Source organism: Variovorax humicola (assembly GCF_037889915.1).
Taxonomy (GTDB): domain Bacteria; phylum Pseudomonadota; class Gammaproteobacteria; order Burkholderiales; family Burkholderiaceae_C; genus Variovorax; species Variovorax humicola.
In genome coordinates this window covers 21864-40510 of the sequence record NZ_JBBKZV010000008.1, presented here as the reverse complement: position 1 = coordinate 40510, position 18647 = coordinate 21864, and the positions used below count along the sequence as shown (strand labels likewise).

The 18647-nt window shown below is 67.1% G+C and carries 12 protein-coding genes; 4 read left to right on the top strand and 8 right to left on the bottom strand.

Annotation, left to right across the window (positions count from 1 at the left end; all coding sequences use genetic code 11):
* Window positions 1–9: 9 nt before the first annotated feature.
* A complete protein-coding gene (locus WKW80_RS15430) occupies window positions 10–5949 on the bottom strand; it encodes an alpha-2-macroglobulin family protein (RefSeq protein ID WP_340364600.1) in 5940 nt (1979 codons plus the stop codon).
* Window positions 5950–6086: 137 nt separating this feature from the next.
* Between WKW80_RS15430 and WKW80_RS15425 the strand changes: the two genes are divergently transcribed.
* Both WKW80_RS15425 and WKW80_RS15420 read left to right on the top strand, forming a co-directional pair.
* On the top strand, window positions 6087–7394 hold the full coding sequence (locus tag WKW80_RS15425; protein ID WP_340364450.1) for a tetratricopeptide repeat protein: 1308 nt from the start codon (window positions 6087–6089) through the stop codon (window positions 7392–7394).
* A gap of 135 nt (window positions 7395–7529) precedes the next feature.
* Window positions 7530–8444: a protein NO VEIN domain-containing protein gene (locus WKW80_RS15420; protein WP_340364449.1), complete on the top strand. Its 915-nt coding sequence runs from the start codon at window positions 7530–7532 to the stop codon at window positions 8442–8444.
* Between the two features lie 143 nt (window positions 8445–8587).
* Here WKW80_RS15420 and WKW80_RS15415 read toward each other — a convergent pair whose 3' ends face one another.
* Together WKW80_RS15415 and WKW80_RS15410 are read right to left on the bottom strand one after the other, a co-directional pair.
* Window positions 8588–10051: a rhomboid family intramembrane serine protease gene (locus WKW80_RS15415; RefSeq protein ID WP_340364448.1), complete on the bottom strand. Its 1464-nt coding sequence runs from the start codon at window positions 10049–10051 to the stop codon at window positions 8588–8590.
* A gap of 468 nt (window positions 10052–10519) precedes the next feature.
* Window positions 10520–12031 carry a DegQ family serine endoprotease gene (locus tag WKW80_RS15410; protein WP_340364447.1) on the bottom strand — a complete coding sequence of 504 codons (1512 nt, stop codon included), beginning with the start codon at window positions 12029–12031 and terminating at the stop codon, window positions 10520–10522.
* Window positions 12032–12184: 153 nt separating this feature from the next.
* Here WKW80_RS15410 and WKW80_RS15405 point away from each other — a divergent pair, with 153 nt between their 5' ends.
* Window positions 12185–12976: an SGNH/GDSL hydrolase family protein gene (locus tag WKW80_RS15405; RefSeq protein WP_340364446.1), complete on the top strand. Its 792-nt coding sequence runs from the start codon at window positions 12185–12187 to the stop codon at window positions 12974–12976.
* Between the two features lie 164 nt (window positions 12977–13140).
* Here WKW80_RS15405 and WKW80_RS15400 read toward each other — a convergent pair whose 3' ends face one another.
* Together WKW80_RS15400 and WKW80_RS15395 are read right to left on the bottom strand one after the other, a co-directional pair.
* Window positions 13141–14481 (bottom strand): ATP-binding protein, encoded by a 1341-nt coding sequence (locus tag WKW80_RS15400; RefSeq protein ID WP_340364445.1) that lies wholly within the window; start codon window positions 14479–14481, stop codon window positions 13141–13143.
* Window positions 14478–15137, bottom strand: coding sequence for a response regulator (locus WKW80_RS15395; protein ID WP_340364444.1), 660 nt, complete (start codon window positions 15135–15137; stop codon window positions 14478–14480). Before WKW80_RS15395 ends, WKW80_RS15400 begins: the two co-directional genes overlap by 4 nt.
* Before the next feature lie 123 nt (window positions 15138–15260).
* On the opposite strand from WKW80_RS15395, the gene opgC reads away from it, so the two are divergent.
* On the top strand, window positions 15261–16391 hold the full coding sequence (opgC, locus tag WKW80_RS15390) for an OpgC domain-containing protein (protein WP_340364599.1): 1131 nt from the start codon (window positions 15261–15263) through the stop codon (window positions 16389–16391).
* A 22-nt stretch (window positions 16392–16413) separates the two neighbouring features.
* Here the strand turns inward: opgC and WKW80_RS15385 are convergent, their stop codons facing one another.
* Genes WKW80_RS15385 through WKW80_RS15375 form a run of 3 tightly spaced genes read right to left on the bottom strand, consistent with a single transcriptional unit; the run spans window position 16414 to window position 18568 of the window.
* Window positions 16414–17199: an SGNH/GDSL hydrolase family protein gene (locus tag WKW80_RS15385; RefSeq protein WP_340364443.1), complete on the bottom strand. Its 786-nt coding sequence runs from the start codon at window positions 17197–17199 to the stop codon at window positions 16414–16416.
* A gap of 6 nt (window positions 17200–17205) precedes the next feature.
* Window positions 17206–17979, bottom strand: coding sequence for an anti-sigma factor (locus WKW80_RS15380; RefSeq protein WP_340364442.1), 774 nt, complete (start codon window positions 17977–17979; stop codon window positions 17206–17208).
* Window positions 17980–17992: 13 nt separating this feature from the next.
* The gene (locus WKW80_RS15375; protein WP_340364441.1) at window positions 17993–18568 is read right to left on the bottom strand and encodes a sigma-70 family RNA polymerase sigma factor; all 576 of its coding nucleotides are present in this window, start codon (window positions 18566–18568) and stop codon (window positions 17993–17995) included.
* Window positions 18569–18647 lie beyond the last annotated feature (79 nt).

The following is an 18647-nucleotide window of genomic DNA, read 5'->3' as shown; positions in this document are numbered from 1 at the left end:
CGGACCGTCTCACTTCCCCGCCTCCACCTTCACCTTGGCATTCGGCACCTCCCCGAACATCTCCGGCGCATACATCGCCTCCACCCGGCTCGGCGGCAGCGCGAAGTCGCCGACGTTGTTCAACCGCACCGTGTATTCCATCTTCACCACGCCCTTGGGAAGGTACTCGTAGTAGCTGCGAAAGGACTCGAAGGATCGCTCCTCGAATGCGGCCCAGCCGGCGCCAGTCTTCTTCTCGCCCTGCGTCGCAATCTGCGAGTCGCGGCCCAGCCCGCCGCCGAGGATGGTGGCGCCGCCCGGGATCGGGTCGGTGATGACGACCCAGGTCATGTCGGCGCTGGCATTCACCTCCAGCGACACACGGAGCACGTCGCCGCGCGTGTACTTGCCTGCCACGGCCTGCTCGACCGGTGTGATGGTTTTCTTGATCGCATAGCCGGCAGCGAACGGCGCTTTCAGTTGCACCGCGGCCACCGACTGCAACGTGAGCCACGGCCTGCCGGTGCCGGTCTGCGTGACCAGCAACGTGTCGCGTGCCGCAGGCGGATTGGCCCAGGCCATGAACATGCTGTTATTGCGCAGGGTGCCCGGTGAAGCGGGCGCACCGAACGCCGTCGTCTGGTTGGGCGCGCCGCCGGCATCGCTGGCCTTGATGCGCTCGACCTTGCTCCAGTCCACCTGCGCCTTCGCCGCGCCGAGCACGGCGGCGGTGAGGCCGGCGACCGGAACGGCCTCGAACTTCTTCGAGAACTTCTCCAGCGCCAGGCCGCCCCACAAGTTGGCCGTCGTGGTGTGCCAGGCGCCGTTCTGCTGCCGGCCGATGAAGCCGTTGGCCAGCTTGCCCATGTCGTCTTTCCACTCCGGGTCGTCCATCACCGCGAGCATCAGGCGTGCGGTGTTGACGTCGCCATTCGTCATCAGCCACCACCAGTAGTCGTCCTGTTCGGTGCTGAAGATCAGCTTGGTGCCCTGGTAGCTCAGGCGCGCCTTCAGGATGTTGTGGGCCTCGGCGATGCGCTCGTCACGCTTGGGCACGTCCTTCACGCGCTGCAGGATCTGCAGCCAGTCGATCACCGCGCTGGTGGGCCACTGGTTCGGCGCGATCGTGATGCTGCCGAGCATGCGGGCTTGCGCCCTGCCGTAGCGCGACAAGGCCTCGAGCGCGGCGAGCTTGCGCACGTCGAGGTCTTTGCGCGGGCTCCAGAACTCGCGCTGGATGCGGCCTTCGACGAATGCGATCAAGGCGTTTTCCATGGGTGCGCGCACGTCGTCGGCGATCGCGAAGCCGGGGTCGATCGCCGAGGCCTCGTTGGTGGAGGAGAGCAGGTAGGCCGTGAGCGTGTCGCTGCCGCGATTGGCCTCTCCATCGCGCGGCGGGAAATAGCTCGCGAGGCCATCGCTGTCAAGGTAGCTCGGCAGTTGCGCGAGTACGCCTTGCCACAACTTGGCATCGCGCAGGCCGATCGACTTGCTGGACTTCTGTTCGAGACAGGCGAAAGGGTAGTTGGCGAACCAGTCGCGCACGCCCGGCAGGCCTTCGGCGAGCCGGGGCTGCAACGACATCCGCAAACCGCCGCGGCCGGGCAGGGCGTCGGCCGGCGGCACCACGTCCAGCGTGTAGACGCCATCGACTTGCACCAGAGTGGCTTGCTGCACCGTGAGCGGCACGGCAGGCACGACGCGTTGACGCAGCTTCAATGCATCTGCCGCGCCGGCGAGCGTGTCCTTGGCCGCAATCTCCCAAAGGATGGCTTCGGCGCGCGTCTGCGCCAACTGTGCCGGTGCCGTCACGTTCCACGCCACCTCACGTGATTCCCCGGCCGGGATGTCGACGGTCTGCGGCTCCAGCGTGAGCAGGGTGGCACGCGGCGTGACCACGACCTTCATCGGCTTCTGCGTGGTGTTGCGCAGCGTGATCTGCGCGCGGAACTGGTCGTCCTCGCGAACCAGCGGCGGCAGGCCGCTGATGATCTGCAGGTCTTGCGTGGCCTGGATGCTGGCCTGCCCGGTGCCGAACAAGCCCGTGCCGGCATCGGCCACGGCCACGATCTTGAAGGTGGTCAGTGCATCGTTCAGCGTCACAGTCACCTTGGCCTGGCCGTTGGCGTCGAGCACGATCTTCGGGTTCCACAGCAGCAGCGTTTCCAGCAGCTCGCGGGTCTGGCCCTTGCCGCCGCCGCCACCGGCCGGCACCGCCTTGCGGCCGTAGTGCCGACGCCCGACGATTTCCATTTGCGCGGTCGATGTGCCCACGCCCCAACTGCGTCGCTGCAGCATCGCGTCGAGCAGGTTCCAGCTGGTGTTGGGCATCAGCTCCAGCAAGGCCTGGTCGACGGCGGCCAGTGCCACTTCGGCGCCGGCGGCGGGCTTGCCGCCGGGCAGCTTGCCGGTAATGGTCACTTCGGCCTTGCCGCGCACCGGGTAGCTTGGTTTGTCGCTCGACACGCTCACCTCGATCTGGTGCGCCTTGGTGCCCACGCGAATCTCCGCGAGGCCAAGCCGGAAGGCGGGTTTGCTCAGGTCGACCAGCGCCGTGGGCGCGATGTACTCGCGGCCCTCGTACCAGAAGGCGGTCCACCACTCGCGCGGCGACTTGAAGCCCCAGGTGAAGAAGCTGTACCACGGCACCTCGCGCAGCCGGCCGCGCAACGCCAGCACGCTCACGTACGCGTTCGGACCCCATTCGGGCTTGACCTGCAGCGTGACGGTCGGGTCTTGCCCGTTGAGTTGCACGACGTGCGTTTCGATGACGCCTTCGCGCTCCACCGCGACCAGCGCCGTCGCGAAGCGGAACGGCATGCGCACCTGGAACCTGGCGACTTCGCCGGGCTGGTAGCTCTTCTTCTCGGGCAGCACGTCGATGCGGTCGTTGTCCTCGCCGCCGAACCAGAGTTCGCCCTGCTTCGTCACGTAGACCGAGTTGGCCGCGAGGCTCGTGCGGCCTTCCTCGTCCTTGGCGTTGACGACCAGTTCCACGCGGCCCGGCTCGGCCAGCGAGGCATCGCACAGCACCAGGCCGCGACTGTCGCTCTTGCCGCTGCAGACGCTGCCCAGGTCCTTGGTCTCGGTCTTGTTGTCGTACGTGTAAAAGCCGCCGACCATGCGCTTGCGGCTGCTGGTGGTGATGACGGCGGTCGCCTTGACGTCGATCGGAACATCGGCGAGCGGCTTGCCGGCGAGGTCGAGTGCGAGCGCCTGGAACTTGAGCTTCTTGTCGGTGGAGATCCAGCTCTCGGTCTTGATGCCGGCGATCACCGCGGCGGGCCAGAGCGTTTGCGTGCTTCGGAGGGTCTGCACCTCGCCGTTGGGGTCGGCATAGCTCGCTTCGAGCAGCAGTTCGCGCGGCGCCTTGGATGCGGGCAGCTTGTCGACCGTGATCTTGCCGGCGCCGTTGCGGTCCAGGGTGACGGGAAGCTTGTCGGCGACCACGCGGGTGTCGTCCGAGGCGGCAGCTTCCTCGTCGGCGTGGCTACCCGAGGCCACCTGTCTTTGCGGCGGCGCGAAGCTGAAGGTGTCGTAGTCGGCAAAGCTCATCGACTTCGCGCGCGTCACGGCCGACACCCGTACCGGCAGGTTCGACGCACCACCGCCGGCGACGTAGTTGATCTGTACGTCCGCGGGCACCGAGGTCACCGCGACAAGCGGGTTCTTGTCGCTGGGCGCGACACGGCCTTCCAGCACGGGCAGGCGGAATTCCTCGACCCGGAAGCGGCCAGTGCCGTAGCTGTTGCGGCGGCCGTCCTCGTAGTCGCCGCCCTCGGACTTCTCCTTGCCGTTGCGCAACGTTACCTCGTAGACGCCCAGCTTGGCGGCGGGCGGGATGGCAAAGGTGTTCTCCGCGCTCTGCCCGCCGGTCGCCGTCTTGCGCCAGGCCAGTGCTTGCGTGAACTGCTGGCCGCTGCCGGTGTGCGTCACGACCAGCGTGTCGGGCACGCTGTCGGGCAGGCCGAAGCCACCGCTGGTCTGCGTGCGGATGAGGTGCTTCATCGACACCGTTTCGCCGGCGCGCAACAGTGTGCGGTCGAAGATCGTGTGCGCGATGCGGTCGGGCTCGGGGTCGGCACTGGTCGGCACGTTGAAGCGCCAGGGCTCGATGCCGCGCTGCCAGTCGCTCCACGTGAAGGCGAGGTCTTCGGTGCCCGCATCGTCCTTTGCCCGGGCGCTGACGAAATAGGCGCCGCTGCTGTAGTCGACGTCGTCTTCGCCGTCATCGCCGCCGCACTTAGGCGCTTCGGACGAGAGATCCTTGAAAGTGACCAGGCCGTTGGCATCGGTAGTGCCGTTTGCAAGCGCCTTGCCGTCGCAGCCAGACACGCGCACCTTCGCGCCGGCGACGACCTTGCCCTTGTCGAGCGTGGTCACCCATGCCACCGCGTTTTCCCGGCCGAGCTTGAAGTGCACGGCCAGATTGGTCGCCAGCGCGCTGGTGCGCACGTACATCGTGCGGTCGGCGCCGAAGCGCTCGTCGAGCAGGGAGCCGCCGAGTTTTTGCGACGAGATCTCCAACACATGGAAGCCCGGCGTCAGCGGGATGCCGACCACTTCGAACGGCCGCGGAGCAGCGCCTTCGACCTTGGGCATGTCGAGCGTTTTCACGCCGGCCTGGCCGTTGAGCAGCGACAGCATGCGCGTCTGGACGCTGTCGCGGTCGTCCTTGTCGATGATCTTCGGCAGCACGCCCTTCACGTCGCTCGCGGCCACCTTGCGGCTCACGGTGTAGCTGTTGTCGTAGCGACGCACCTTGCGAAACCACGCGATGATTTCGCTGTCGGTCTGCGGGTTGAGGTCGCTTACCTTCCCGGGCGTGAGCGCCTGCAGCTGCAGGGCAGGTTCCACATTGCGCACGGTCACCGGCATCATGGCTACACCGCCGGGTTCGGCAAAGCGCTCGACCACGCCAAAGGGCGAGGCCGCGAACTTGGCCAGGGGCGGCATCGCGCCGGTCGCCACCTTCATGGGAAAGGCGCCGGGGGAAGCGGGCGGGCGGTCCGACGCGTCCTTGAAGCCGGCAGGCAGTTCGATGCTGAACTGCGTTTGCTCTGGGAAGGGCGCCGGAAAGCTCACCGAGTCGACCAGCGTCTCGGCATTCGGCCGGCTTTCGTCGTCGAACTTGGGTGCGATGGATTTGCCGCCGCCCTTCAGCACGATCTGCGCGGCGAGGGCGCGCGCCACCGGTGAGTTGAAAGTCAGCGTCATCGGCCGCAGCGGCAGGCAGGCGGCCTGGGCGTTTTCGCGCTCGCAGGTGAACGACACGGCAAAGGGCTCGCGCACCTGGTAGGCGAAACGGCGCTCCACCTTGTTGGCCACGCCCGAAGGGGTGGCCACGCCAGCGCCATAGACGAGTTGCACCTTGGCCGACGGCGGCAGCGTGCGGTTGCAGCGCACCGTGGCAAAACGCAGCGGCTCCCTGGCGGCGCGCTCGTTGGCGCCCACCGATTGCAGCAGGGCGGCGCGGTCGGCGTCGGCCAGCGCCACCACCGGAATGCGCTCGCCGATACCTTCGGACTGGCACCACACGTTGGCCAGCAGGCTCTGCGAGGTGGCGGCGCCATTCAGTTCGAGCAGGAAGAACTGCTGCTCGTCGATACGGCCACCCCCGGGCCGCACGCTGCGCACGAACGGCCCGCCGGTGTTGAACTGCCAGCTCGCGGTACCGGTCAGCTCCGCACCGGAGGCGGACTTGAAGCCCGCCACCCGGGTGACGGTGCAGCGCACACCCGGGCCAAGGTCGTTTTCGAAGTCGTACACCCACTGCTTCTCGTTGACCCACCGGCCGGTGCCCTTGGACCCAGCCGCATCGGTGCAGCTCACGGCCAGCGGGGCGGGCGCCTTGGGGTCGCCGAAGTTGACGGCAGCCTGGTCGAACCTGGCGACAAGCTGCCGCACGCGGGCGACTTCGCCTTGCGGTGTGACGCCCGTGATTTGCAGCGCCTGCGCGCCGAACGCCATGCCGGCCAGCACAGCGGCGGCCACGACTTTTTCGCGGATATTCAAACTCAAACGGTCTCTCCTTGGCGACCAAAGGACTGGCCTGCCCAATTCACATATCGATACACTTGACGGTGAGTACCAAAGGACGCAGTGCCATGACTCCATCGCGCGGACGCGCCGACGCCATCACGCCATTCTGGTTGCGATTGCCCCGGTTCTTCCTGTTCCCTCTGCAAGGCGAGCCTTTGCTGTATGCGACGCTCCTCGCGGCGTCGAGCCTGATTGTCTTTGTCATTCCGCTGCCCTTCGCCGTCATTCTGGTGGAGATCGGCATCCTGCTGGCGGTGAGCCGCTACGGGTTCAAGGTGATCCAGTTCAGTTCGCAAGGCTTCCTTCACACGCGCGACTTTCCATCGCAACGCGACCCGGACCTGGCCGGGCTGCCCTGGAAGCTGTTCGCGGTGCTGTTGGTAATGGGTCTGGTGACGGGCGGTTGCGCGGCACTGTCGAAGAACCTGTCGATCGCCGCCTGGGCCGTCGAGTCGATTGCGTTGCCGGCCATCGTGGTGGTGCTGGTGCAGACGGCCAGCGTCGGCCAGGCGCTGAATCCGGCGCAATGGTGGACCGTGATGCGCGCGATGGGCTGGCCCTACCTGGCGCTGTGGGCCTTCCTGTTTTTCCTGAGCGGTGGCTCCGACATCGCATTGCCGATGCTCGCGCCGCTGGTCAAGCAGTGGATGCTGCTGCCGCTGGTCAACTTCGCGATCATCTATTTCAGCTGGGCCATGGCGGCGCTGCTCGGCTATGCGATGTACCAGTACCACGATGCGCTGGGCATCGACCAGCGCTTCGTGTCGCCGGTCTCGCCAGCCGAGCGCGATGCGTCGGAAGAGGCGCGCGCCGTCGACGCCCACGTGGCCGACCTGATCGAGCACGGCGAGGCCGACATCGCCATAGGCATCGCGTACGACGCGGCGCGTGTGGCCGAGAACGACGTGTATGCACAGCGCCGCTATCACCGTGTGCTGGCCGTGGCGGGCAAGACCCAGGACCTCTTGCGTCACGGCAAGAATTTCATCGAATTGCTGATGCGCGGCAAGCTCGAATCGGAGGCGCATTCGGTCTATTCGACCTGCATCGCGAAAGACCCGGGCTTCCTCTGCGAGAACCCTGCCCACGTGGTGAGCTTTGCAAAGCTGCAATGGCGCGCCGGCGATGCGCGCGCCGCGCTGGCATTGCTCAAGGGCTTCGACAAACGCTATTCCGGCCATGCGGCGATTCCGGATGCCTACGAGCTGGCCGCCCGGGTGCTCATCCAGGGCATGGACCGGCGCGATCTGGCCCAGCCCATCCTCGACGTGATGAAGAAGCGCTACCCGAAGACACTGCAGACGGAGGAGGTGCGCTGGCTGCTGCGCGACGACAATCCGACAACGCGCGCCGCCACGCTGGCCGGCGGCTGACACAAGAACAAATACAAGAACAAATTCCGACGTCGACGCTCGCCATCGCAGTCGATGGCAGGGCTTGCCCGCGACACAATACGCGTTTGAGCGCTTTCGCTCTCGAAGCCGTCATCACTCAAGCCAGTTACTCCCATGGACAAAGAAGTCGACCCCGCGGTACTCGCGGTCATCAATGAAAAGCGCCTGCGCGGCGAGAAGCGCACGCCAGTCGAAATCATTGCCAGGATGGGCGTGTTCGATGCGCGCGAGAAAGCGTCGGAGCAGGCCTGGCTGGCCACCGGCGACAACGTTATCGCCACCATCTGGGCGGAGTTCGTCAGCGTCGGAGCCGGCGGGCGATGGTTCTATCTCGAGTCGCTGGATACGCACCACCGTCTTGGCGGCGGCGAGCGGACTGCGCTGCAAGCCCAGCGCGCCAAGGATCGCCTCCACCTGCTCAAGCGCTCGCTGGACGGGGGCCTGGGTTTGCGGGCCGTGCTGCAGACGAACCGCGTCGCCATCGCCGACCTGGAGTCCGACAAGGCTGCCAAGGTTTCGGTGCGGGTGCAGGACGACCAGGAATGGCACGTCGCCACCTGGGACGCCGATCAGAAAGTGGCGGTCCTGATTCGCGGCCCGCGTGGGTGGCTGCCCACCGAAGAAGACATGCAAGCCGCACGGGCACGCGGCGGCGTGCCGGTTGCGGCGCCAGCGAGCGCTGCTGGCAACGCATCCCGCGAGGAGGTACAGGCGGCCGCGATGGACTACCTGACGCGTCACTTCGCGGGCTATGGGTACAAGGCCGAAAACGTGGCCAGCCAGAAGCTGGGCTACGACATCGAGGTGTCGGACAAAAAGGGCGCTACTTTGCTCAAGCTCGCCGTGAAGGGCACCGCGGCCGGAATGACCACGTTTCAGCTCACGGGTGAAGAGCGCGCTTGCGCCAAGCGCGGCGATCCGTGGCGCCTTGCGGTGGTCACGGATGCCATCGGTCCCGCGGCGCAGCACAAGCTCTACAAGTCCTCCGAAGTCGACAAGGCGCCTGGCCTCGAATCGCTTCTCGAATAGCAAGCCCGTCAGCCCGCTCCCCGCTGAGCCTGCGGCGCGCACCGATCAGGTCCATTTTGGTCATCGCCGCTGTGACCGCTGTCTCGGTGTCGCGAAGATGCTGGTCCATCAGCGCGATCGTTCCCTCGGTGCGCCGTCGAATCTCACGGTACCAGCATGCGCGTCACCGGATGCGCCGGCGCCAGTTTCTGCAGTTGCGGCAACCAGTTCAACGCCTGTTCGCGCTGGCCGGCGTGCCATTCGCACGACGCGATCATGGTCAGCGCGTCGATTGTCGCCCCGTCATCCGGCGCGCTGGCCAGCATGGCCTGGCACAGCCGGCGTGCGTCGTCGAGGTGCCCACCGCGTCCAAATCTTGCGACGAGGCGGCCCATGTCACGCGGCTTCAACCGCACCGACGGGCGCGCCTGGTCAAGGTAGATCTTGTAGCACTCATGCTGGAACTCGACTGTGGCTTCGCTGCTGTCCTTCAGGCGGAAGACCTGCTTGGCCGCGCGATGGAAGGCATCGCTCGAGGGATGCAGCCGCGCCGTGTTGAAGAACGCACGCAGTGTCGGCTGGTCGTCGGGCCGCAGCTTGGCCGCGGCCTGCCATTCGGTTGCGGCGCGGTCGAATTGCAGGCGGCTGCTGAACTGCGTGGCACGTTCCACGTGGCCGTGGAACGGATCGGGCGCCTTGACGGGCGCGACCACGGGCTGGCTGCGCCGCGCCGCGGGCCACAGCAGCATCAGCAGGGTGCCGGTGAGCAGCCCGCCCAGATGGGTCATATAGCCGACGCCAGCGTGCCCGGTGACGTGTTGCACGACCTCGTTGACCATCCAGATCGGCAACAGGATCAGCGCAGGTGCGGTGACGTAGTTGAAGTAGAAGAAGAACTGGTAGAAAAACCGGATGCGGCGCAGCTTGTAGATCAGCGCATACATCGCCATCAACGCGGCGATGGCACCCGACGCCCCCAGCCCGTAGCCGCCGCGTCCGCCGTACGCCCACATCGCCATGGCCGATGCGCCGAGCGCGCCCGCGATGTAGAAGCCGAGGTACGTCGCGCGGCCCAGCGCCAGTTCGACGGTGAAGCCGAACAGGAATAGGAACAGCATGTTGCCGATCAGGTGGCCCGTGCTGCTGTGCAGGAAGGCAGACGTCAGCCAGGTGGCCGGTTGCGGCGGAGCGTCGTCAGCAAAGTCCAGTGCCCAGCGGCTGGTGAACGGCACGGGCAGCATGCGCTCGTAGTCAGCGCGCAGCGCCTTCCATTCGGCATGGCGTGGATCGCTCGGCAGGATGACCTTGTCGGCATGCAGCCTGGCTTCGAACTTGCGTTCGCTGTGCATCAACCGCATCAGTTCGCTGCGCTCGTTCTTGCGACGCATCGCCTCGCGCGCCTGTTTGGCAAAGCGGCTGCCGGTTTGCTCCAGGTGGGCGACGAAAGGCGGCAACTCCCATTCGGGCAGCGACGTGGAGAAGTAGTAGGCGTTTGCGCGCTCTTCGGCCTTTTCCTCGGTGCGTTGCGGGCCGAAGAAGACGGCGACGTTGATGAGGATCAACAGCAGCGTGACCCACGGCGGATTGCGCCAGGTCGGTTTGCTCTCGAGTGGTATTGCGTAGAACACATGTGCGAGCGTAGCCGATACGGCGCTGCTTTTCGGGCCTGCTCGTGGCGCGGTGAACGCCGTGGCGGGATCAGTGCGGCGGGGCATGCTGCTCCGCGAATGTCCTCCGCCGGCAGCCTGCGGCCGCCGGCTCCTCCTTTTTCGCTGCACAGCGCATGCCCCACCGCCATGATCCTGCGGGGCGTGGGTCGTGTTGCGACCGAACACCCATAGCGTGTCCAGGGCCGAGGGCGGCAGGTAGCCCTGCAACGAAATAAAGGAGGAGGCCGCAGGCCGGGGGCATTCGCGGAAGGGGCTACCTGTCGTCCTCGGCTGCGCACGGGACATTGGCCGAAGGGGCTGGCTACCTGTCGCCCGTGGCTGCGCACGGGGTCATTCGCGTAAACGATAGCCACTGGCTATCCGCCGCCCGGCCCGCTCCAGACGTTCGCGGAATCGTCGACCCGGACACCCCCGGGGCGCAGTCAGTCAGCCGATCCGCACGGGCACGAAGATCTTGTCATCCCCGCGTTGCACCAGCAAGGCGACCGACTTCGGTGACCTGCTCACCACATCCTTCACCTGTTCGACATTGCGTACCGGGGTGCCGTTGACCGCCAGGACCACGTCGCCGGCCTGCACGCCGGCCAAGGCGGCAGGTCCGCGCGCAGCCTCCACCACCAGGCCGTAGTCGATGCCGGCTTCGCGCCGCTCTTCGGGTTGCAGCGGACGCAGCGCCAGGCCCAGCTTTCCCTGGCTTGCCGCGTCGTTCGCATTCGCGACCTTTTCGGTCTTGTCGTTGGCATTGCCGAGCTTGGCCGTGATCGTCTCGGCGCCGCCCTTGCGCCAGATGTCGAGTTGCACCTTCGAGCCCGGCATCGCCAGGCTGATCACCGCCGGCAGGTCGCCCGACGAGACAATTGGCTTGCCGTCCACCTTGCGGATCACGTCCCCGGTCTGCAGCCCGGCCTGGTCGCCGGGGCCGCCCTTTTCGACGTTCGCGATCAGCGCGCCTTCGGGCCGGTCGAGCTTGAAGGAATCGGCCAGCGTCTGGTTGACCTCCTGCACCGACACGCCCAGCCGCGCATGCTCGACCTTGCCGGTCGCGACGATCTGCTTCTCGATCTTGCTGGCCAGGTCGATCGGGATCGCGAACGACACGCCCTGGTAGCCGCCGGTGCGGCTGTAGATCTGCGAGTTGATGCCGACCACTTCGCCGCGTGCATTGAACAGCGGACCACCCGAGTTGCCGGGGTTCACCGCCACGTCGGTCTGGATGAACGGCACGGCGCTGTCGTCCGGCAGCGAGCGGCCCTTCGCGCTCACCACGCCCGCCGTCACCGTGTTCTCGAAACCGAACGGCGAGCCGATGGCCAGCACCCATTCGCCGACCTTCAGGTTGTCGACGCTGCCCAGCGTGACCACCGGCAGGTTCTTCGCGTCGACCCTCAGCACGGCGATGTCGGTCTTCGGATCGGAACCCAGCACCTTGGCCTTGAGTTCACGCCGGTCCGTGAGCTTGACGGTGACGTCCTTCGCGTCCTTCACCACGTGCGCGTTGGTCAGGATGATGCCGTCGGCACTCACGATGAAGCCCGAGCCCTGGCCGCGCACGGTCTGGCCTTCAGGGTGCGAAGGCGCGCCGCGAGGGGTGCGCCGGCCGGGCTGCTGCATGCCGGGCGCGCCAAAGCGCTTGAAGAACTCACCGAATGGATCGCCGTCGGCAAACGGGTTGCCTTCGTCGTTGCTGGCCATTTCGTCGGCCGGGCGCGTGCCGACCACGCTGATGTTCACCACGGCCGGGCCGTTCTGCGCGGTGATCTGCGAGAAGTCAGGCAACGCCACTGGAATGCCGGTCGTGGTGGTCGCCGTGGCCACCGGCGGCGTTGTTGCCGCAATGGCGTGTGTCCCTTCGAGTGCCGAGACACCGGCGCCGCCGATAACGCCCGCGGTCACGAGCGCCAGCACCAGGCGGGTAGGGGTGAGGGATTCGAGTCGCATGGGTCAGTCCTTGTGAAATGGATGACCGGATGATGGGTACGCCGGCTTAGAGGGGCCTTAATCGAGTCGGCCGCTCCTCACGACAGGGGATGGTTCGCCGCCATGCAATCGATAGAGTGAAAACTCCACCATCCATTCAACGAGAGGCACCACATGAGGAACGTTTTCTGGGGAGTTCACAGCGCGTTGCAGGACAACGCATTTGCCTCGGTCCTGATGATCGGGGACTCGTGGTGGTGGTACCCGATCGACAATCTCGCGACCGAAGTCGGCGCGTTGTTCCAGGACGAGATATTCGTCGTCATCGGCCACAACGGCGCCGAGGCATCCGAGTGGTCCCAGGGCATGCGCAAGGCCATCAATTTCGGCTTCGACATGTACGCCAGCGGCTGCAAGGCATTGATGCTCAGCGGCGGTGGCAACGACGTAGCGGGGCAGGACGACTTCCTGCGATTGCTCAACGCCAACTGCAGCTCCGCGACCACGGTGGACCAATGCTTCGCGCGCATCCAGCCCGACGCGGTCATCACCGGGATCATGAACGCGTACCGAGAGGTCATCGTGCGCTTCCGCGCGCACAACCCGAACGCAGCGGTCGTCATGCACAACTACGACAACGCGTGGCCCACGGGCAAGGGCTTCTTCGGTCCGGGCACCTGGCTCAAGGCCCCGATGGACACCGCGCAGGTGCCGGATGCGCTGCGCCGCGACGTGTTCAAGAGCTTGGTGAACAAGCTGCACGTGGCGCAGGTCGCGTTGGCGAAGGAGCCCGGCCTGGGCCCGGGACCGCTCGTGGCGGTTCAAACCTCGGGTGAACTGCCGGAAGATCCCGGCCCGACCGATGAACGGTGGTGGGCCAACGAACTGCACCCGACGCCGAAGGGCTTCAAGCGGATTGCCACGAACCGCCTGCAAACGCCGCTGGACCAATTCCTGGTGGGGTGAGGCACATCGGTGCTCCATGACGCCATGCGTCTTCGGAGCGACGCATGCACCCAGGACAAGCGAAGTCTGTTCGTGGGCACCCGCGGAACCGGCTTTGCCGGGGCGCCGGGTGCGCTCCCCCGAGGGGCTCGAGGGGGAGGCGCCGCAGGCGCATCGGGGGTGTTTCACCTTAAAACAGGTGGCGCTGCGGGAAATGACACGTTCACTTGCAGGCCACCGAGCCGGTCCGACGTCGCAAGCTTCACCAAGGCGCCATGCCGCTGTGCAATCGCCCGCACGATCGCCAACCCCAACCCGCTGCCGCTGGCCTCGACGCCTGCCGCGCGATAGAACCGGTCGAAGGCGCGCTCGCGATCCGCCTCGGGAATGCCCGGGCCGCTGTCTTCCACGCGCAGCACCGTCGCATCGCCTTCCGATGCGATGGTCACATCGACCCGGCCGTTCAATGGCGTGTATTTCACCGCGTTGTCGAGCAGGTTACCGAGCAGGATATGCAGCGCGCCGGGTTGGCCCCGCACCCGTGCCGGCACGGACGAGGCAAGGCCCAGGTCGATCTGGCGCTGCTGCGCCTGCGGCAAGGCGGCGGCGATGGCTTCGGCCACCAGCGCTTCCAGGTCGACCGGCTGGCTCGGGTCGTCGGCCGGCGTGGTCGTCGCCTCTTGCCGTGCAAGCGCGAGCAACTGGCCGACCAGCCGGATCGAGCGGTCGATGCCCTGCTGCAACCGCAGCGTGGCCTGCTCGCGGGTGGCGTGGTCGCCGGCGCGGCGCAGCGACTCGGCCTGCAGCTTGAGCGCGGTGAGCGGCGAGCGCAGTTCGTGCGCCGCGTCGGCGACGAAGTTCTTCTGCGCGTCGAAGGCGGCGCCGACGCGTTGGAACAGCAGGTTCAGCTCCCGCACCAGCGGGCGCACTTCGTCGGGCAGGTCCCGCTCGGGCAGCGGCGAGAGGTCATCGTCGGCGCGGCCTGCAACCTCGCGCTGCATGCGCTGCACCGGCGCCAGCGAGCGCGTGATGATCCAGCCGACCGCGAGCATCAGCAACGGCGCCATCAACGCCAATGGCAGCGTCGCGCGCAGGGCGAGCCCGCGCGCGCGAGACTTGCGCGCGTCCATGTCCTGCGCGATCTGCACGGTCTGCAACGGCGTCTGCAGCGAGTAGACGCGGTAGCGCGTACCGTCCACCGTCGCGTCGGAAAAACCCAGCACGGCCTGCGGCGGCAGCGCAGCGCGCGCGGAACGAAACACCTGGGTGCCGTCGGGTCCCCAGATCTGCACGAACACGTCGTAGCCTTCCTCGCCGTAGTCGCCATCGGCGGCGGTGCCGAGGACGGTGCTGCCGCGCAGCGTGTGCGCCATCTGTTGCAGGTGCAGGTCGAACAGCGCGTCGGCATCGCGCAACGCGCCGCGGTACGTCGTGATGCCGAGGCCGAGGCCGGCCAGCAGGATCGACGCAAGCACGAAGCCAAGCAGGCGTCCGCGCAGCGAGTGACGGGCGCCGGTGGCGCTCATTTCCGGGGCACCATGTAGCCGAGCCCGCGCACCGTCTGGATCAGGCCCGCGCCAAGCTTCTTGCGCAGGCCGTGGATGTAGACCTCGACGGCGTTGCTGCTGATGTCGTCTTTCCAGCTGTAGAGCTTTTCTTCGAGCTGTGCCCGCGACAGCAGCACGCCGGGCCGCGCGATCAGCGGCTCGATCACGGCCCATTCGCGCGCGGAAAGCGTCACCGGCTGGTTGTCGAGCGTGGCCTCCTTCGTGGCGGGATTGAGCGTCACGCCCATGTGCGAGAAAACCGGTTCGCCATGGCCGGCCCGGCGTCGGATCAATGCGCGGATGCGCGCCAGCAGCTCGGTCGTGTCGTAGGGCTTGACCACGTAGTCATCGGCACCCGCGTCGAGGCCGGCCACGCGGTCGCCGATCGCATCGCGCGCGGTGGCGATCAGCACCGGCACGCTGTCGCGCCGCGCACGCAGGCTGCGCAGCACGTCGAGGCCGTCGCGGCGCGGCAGGCCCAGGTCGAGCAGCATCAGGTCGTAGCGGTGGGCGCGCAGGGCCGTGTCGGCCATCTCGCCGTCCCGGACCCAGTCGACCGCATAGTTCTCGCCGCGCAGCAGGTCGAGCAGCGCCTCGCCGATCATGGTGTCGTCTTCTACGAGCAGCAGGCGCATGTTTTCTGGAATGTGGGAGCGGAGACTCGATTGTCCCCGTGCCGCTTAAGCCGGGCTGAATCAGGGCTGTACGATCCAACCCGTTTTGCCTTGCCCGACCCATTCCCATTCCAGCCCGTTGCGATGAAGCGCCAATGGGAAATCGACGCCCTGCGCGGGCTCATGCTCGTGCTGATGACGCTCACGCACCTGCCCTCGCGGCTGACCGATCCGCTCGGGCAGCCCTTCGGCTTCGTGTCGGCGGCCGAGGGTTTCGTGCTGCTTGCGGCCTACGTGTCGGGTCTTGTCTACAGCCGCCTCGCGCAGCGCCAGGGGATCGCGGCCATGCGGTGGGCTTTTGCCCGGCGGGCGTTCAAGGTCTGGCTGGCGCAGGCGGCCACCTTGCTGTTGCTGTTCACGGTGATTGCCGGCCTGGGCGTGCGCTTCGAGCAGCCCGCGGTGACCGACCTCGTGTCCTACTACCTTGCGCAACCACGCGACGCCTTCCTGAGCGGGCTGCTGCTGGTCTACGAGCCGCCGCTGCTCGACATCCTGCCGATGTACATCTTCTTCATGCTGGTGAGCCCATGGGTGCTGGGCTTTGCGCTGCGGCGTGGCTGGGGCCCGGTCATGCTGGCCAGCGTTCTTCTGTGGGCGCTGGCGCAGTTCGGGCTGAGCGAGTGGATCTATGGCGTCGCCGTGAGGGAGTTCGGGCTGTCGGTGCCCTACGACGAGATGGGCTCGTTCAACACATTTGCCTGGCAATTCGTCTGGTTCGCCGGCCTGTGCATCGGCATGGGGCGGCAGGGGCATGGCGCCAGGCACCTGCACTTCCCGTGGTGGATCATCGTGCCGGCAGCCATGGTTGCGGCGTACTGCTTCGTCTGGCGCCACTTCGGCGACGACGGGCAGGCGCCCTACGGCGGCGACGTGGCCATGAATCTCCTGTTCGACAAGTGGCAACTGGGGCCGTTGCGCGTGATCAACTTTGCGGCGCTCGGCGTGCTGGCGGTGCGCTTCGGCCCTGCCTTGATCGAGCGGCTGCCGCGATCGTGGCTGTACCCGCTCGAAGTCATGGGCGCGGCCTCGCTGCCGGTGTTCTGCGCGCATCTCGTCGCGGTGCTGCTGACCCTCGCGTTCTACGGCAGCAACCAGCTGGCGCGGCCGGCCTGGGGTGACGCGTTACTGCTCGCGGTGGTGTTCGCCTGGCTCCTTGCGGTGGCCTGGAGCACGCTCTGGTGGGAGCGCCGCGGTGCGGCCGTTCGTTCTTCGTGAATTCGGGCGAAAGCGGCCGATCTCAGTGCGCCGGAGCGGGTAGCAGATAAGGCCCCACCACCGATTGCCAGATCCGGTAGCCGGCGTCGTTCATGTGCAGCATATCGGCGCGAAATAGCTCGACGCGCGGTTGTCCGTCGGCACCGAGCATCGGCGTGAAGGTATCGATGAAGTCGGTGTTCGCCTGCGTGCGCAGATAGGCTGCGACGACGTTGTTGGTCTCGCGGATCTGCGGCAAGAGCGCTGCGCGCGACGGGCTCGGCTTGACCGAGATGAAGCTGATGCGAGTGCCCGGAAGCTCCGCGCGCACCGCACCCGCGAAGCGGGCAAAGCTCGCCAGCACCTGCAGCGGCGATTGGCCTTCGGCCAGGTCGTTGTCACCCGCATAGACGACCACCTGGCGCGGCTTGTAGCGCACCACCAGTTCGCGAGCGAGCAGGCTGCAATCGGTCATCGTCGAGCCGCCGAAGCCGCGGTTGACAACGACGGGTTGCGAGGGAAAGTCCGCCGGCAATTGGGTCCAGAAACGGATCGTGCTGCTGCCGACGAACACCACGCCGTTCGGTGAGGGCAGCGCTTCCCTGTCGGCCTGGGCAAAGGCTGCGAGCGAACTCTGCCAGCGTGCCTGGGCGGCGGCATGGGCGCTGGATTGTGTGGTGGCTTGTGCGGTGGCTTGCGCGACGGCGGAGGATGGTTCCAGTGCCTGCGCGGCCTGCGTGCCCAGTGCGGCGCACAGCGCCAGTGCGATCCATCCCGTGCGAGGCCGCGGCCAGCGCTTGAAAACCTTGCGTTCAACCTCTACCGGCATGGGCAATCAGAGTGTCTTTTCGATCAACGGCCCGTGGAACAGCACCGGCCCGGTCGGGCCGCGTTCGCTCGGCACGCCGCCGCGCGGTTCGAGGCTGATGGCCAATGCGGGCACGGCGCGCAAGTTGGCCTCGGACGCGGTGAGCTTTATCGCCGGCCCGTCGCCCAGTACGCCGAGCGAGCGCGGTGCGCCGCCGGGCGGCAGTGCCCAGAGCTGCAGCGACTTGTCGGCGCCGGGCTGATAGCTGCCGAGACGCTGCAGCACCAGCTGGTTGTGCTTCGGGTCGAAGGTGACGAGCATCGAGGCGGCCGATTTGTCGTCGGCCAGCACGGCCACGTATTGAACCGCGGGCGTGGTCTGCAACTGCCGCTGCAAGTCGAGTCCGGCAACTACCGCAATGATGGTGGCGAGTGCACCCGCCAGGCTGGCGCCGCGCCATACGGCGAGGCTGCGCAGCCAGCCGCCCGTGGCGGGTGTGCCGGTCGTGGCAGCCCGTGCACGTGCCGGCGAAGCGGCGCGCTGGCGTGCCATGGCCTCGCTTGCCTGCTCGGCCTCGATCAGGTTGTGGATACGGGTCCAGACCGCGGGGTCGGGCACCACCGGGGGTTGCAGCTCGCCCATGCCGGCGAGCCGGCCTTGCCACGTCAGCGCCGCCGCGCGCACCGGCGCCTGCTCGCGGGCCATGGCTTCGAAGCGGCGGCGTGCGCCGCCGCGCAGAGTACCAAGCGCATAGTTGGCGGCCAGCAGGTCCAGCAGTTCGGGATGGGCGGCGATGTTCATGTGCGGCTCTCGTTCACGCGATGCGCGCCATGCAGTTGCGCAACTTCTCGAGGCCGCGACGGATCCAGGTCTTCACGGTGCCCAGTGGCAGCTTGAGCTGCTCGGCCAGTTCGCCGTGCGTCAGGTCGCGCAGATAGGCCAGGCTCACCACCTCGCGCTGCCGGCTTTCGAGCTGGTCCAGGCACTGGTGCAAGGCCCAGGCTTGCTCGCTGGCATCGGCCATGTCTTGCGGCGTGGGGGCGTCGGAAGCCATCGTTTCGGCCATGGAGTCGTCGAAGGCATCGGTCACGGCGACGCGATCGGCCGCGCGCCTGCGCAGCAGGTCGAGCGCGCGGCTGCGCACGATCAAACCGAGCCAGGCCATCGGCGGACTGAGCGAAGCACGGTAGTCGACCGCCACGCGCCAGATGGTCAGGAAGGTTTCCTGCAGCACATCTTCCGCCCATTCGCGCTGGCGGACCACGCGCATCGCCAGGCCGAACAGGCGCGGCGACGTGCGCTCGTAAAGCTGCCGCAGCGCCGCTTCGTCGTGCCTGCCGACACGGTCGATCAAGGCCATCAGTTCGGCGTCCGCGCTTGCTGGGGTCATTGGTGGATTGTGGAGCACGAACCCGCATGTCCCTGGATACGTCTGGAAACCGCGTGCGGATTCAAAGGGCCCGCGATCC

What these genes read in the sequence shown, in the direction of transcription:
- WKW80_RS15430 (WP_340364600.1), bottom strand. Translation starts at nt 5,949, where the DNA reads ATGGCGTTCGGCGCGCAGGCGCTGCAAATCACGGGCGTCACACCGCAA.
- WKW80_RS15425 (WP_340364450.1), top strand. Translation starts at nt 6,087, where the DNA reads ATGACTCCATCGCGCGGACGCGCCGACGCCATCACGCCATTCTGGTTG.
- WKW80_RS15420 (WP_340364449.1), top strand. Translation starts at nt 7,530, where the DNA reads ATGGACAAAGAAGTCGACCCCGCGGTACTCGCGGTCATCAATGAAAAG.
- WKW80_RS15410 (WP_340364447.1), bottom strand. Translation starts at nt 12,031, where the DNA reads ATGCGACTCGAATCCCTCACCCCTACCCGCCTGGTGCTGGCGCTCGTG.
- WKW80_RS15405 (WP_340364446.1), top strand. Translation starts at nt 12,185, where the DNA reads ATGAGGAACGTTTTCTGGGGAGTTCACAGCGCGTTGCAGGACAACGCA.
- WKW80_RS15400 (WP_340364445.1), bottom strand. Translation starts at nt 14,481, where the DNA reads ATGAGCGCCACCGGCGCCCGTCACTCGCTGCGCGGACGCCTGCTTGGC.
- WKW80_RS15395 (WP_340364444.1), bottom strand. Translation starts at nt 15,137, where the DNA reads ATGCGCCTGCTGCTCGTAGAAGACGACACCATGATCGGCGAGGCGCTG.
- opgC (WP_340364599.1), top strand. Translation starts at nt 15,261, where the DNA reads ATGAAGCGCCAATGGGAAATCGACGCCCTGCGCGGGCTCATGCTCGTG.
- WKW80_RS15385 (WP_340364443.1), bottom strand. Translation starts at nt 17,199, where the DNA reads ATGCCGGTAGAGGTTGAACGCAAGGTTTTCAAGCGCTGGCCGCGGCCT.
- WKW80_RS15380 (WP_340364442.1), bottom strand. Translation starts at nt 17,979, where the DNA reads ATGAACATCGCCGCCCATCCCGAACTGCTGGACCTGCTGGCCGCCAAC.
- WKW80_RS15375 (WP_340364441.1), bottom strand. Translation starts at nt 18,568, where the DNA reads ATGACCCCAGCAAGCGCGGACGCCGAACTGATGGCCTTGATCGACCGT.